Below are 680 nucleotides of genomic sequence, written 5' to 3'. Positions count from 1 at the left end.
TATAATAATGGTTATTATGATGAAATGGTTGATTTTTTAAGAAGTATCTTTTCATCAGCTCTTAAAACCAATGATGCATTGGAAAGAGGGATACTTACTGGCTGTTTACGAATCGCCAAGGAAAGCATCTTTACGGGATTAAATAACTTTACAGTAAGATCAATAACGAGCCAGTATGCTTGTGATTGTTTTGGTTTTACCCAAGAAGAAATCGATAATTTATTAGATTATTATGATCTGATAAATAAGCGCGATGAGATAAAAGACTGGTATGATGGTTATTTATTTGATAAAACAGAAATTTATAATCCCTGGAGCGTTCTAAATTATATAAAGGAATTATTAGGAGATAAAGATTTTCATGCAATATCCTTCTGGGCCAATACCAGCAGCAATGATTTAGTAAGACAGTATATTGAAAATGCAACAATGAAGATGAAAGAAGAGTTTGAAGAACTGATCAATGGAAAAAGCATCATAAAAAAGATAGCACCAGAGTTAACGTATCGAGAAATGAATTTTAAAAGCAGCAAAGATATGAATGATAATGTTTATAGTTTTCTGCTGTTTACCGGATATTTAAAAATCAAAGAGAAAGTATATGAAAATAATGAACTAGTAGAAGATACCTATAAACTGGTCATTCCCAATAAAGAAGTAAAAAAGATTTATGAAAATAT

At 29.9% G+C, this 680-nt stretch carries 1 protein-coding gene; it reads left to right on the top strand.

Features of this window, described 5'->3' with window-relative positions:
• Positions 1–680 (top strand): AAA family ATPase (locus B5E92_RS15270; protein ID WP_158095255.1); only part of this gene is annotated, 680 nt, incomplete at both ends.

Source organism: Erysipelatoclostridium sp. An15 (genome assembly GCF_002160675.1).
Lineage (GTDB): Bacteria > Bacillota_I > Bacilli_A > Erysipelotrichales > Coprobacillaceae > Thomasclavelia > Thomasclavelia merdavium.
This window is presented reverse-complemented; position numbering and strand designations above follow the sequence as displayed.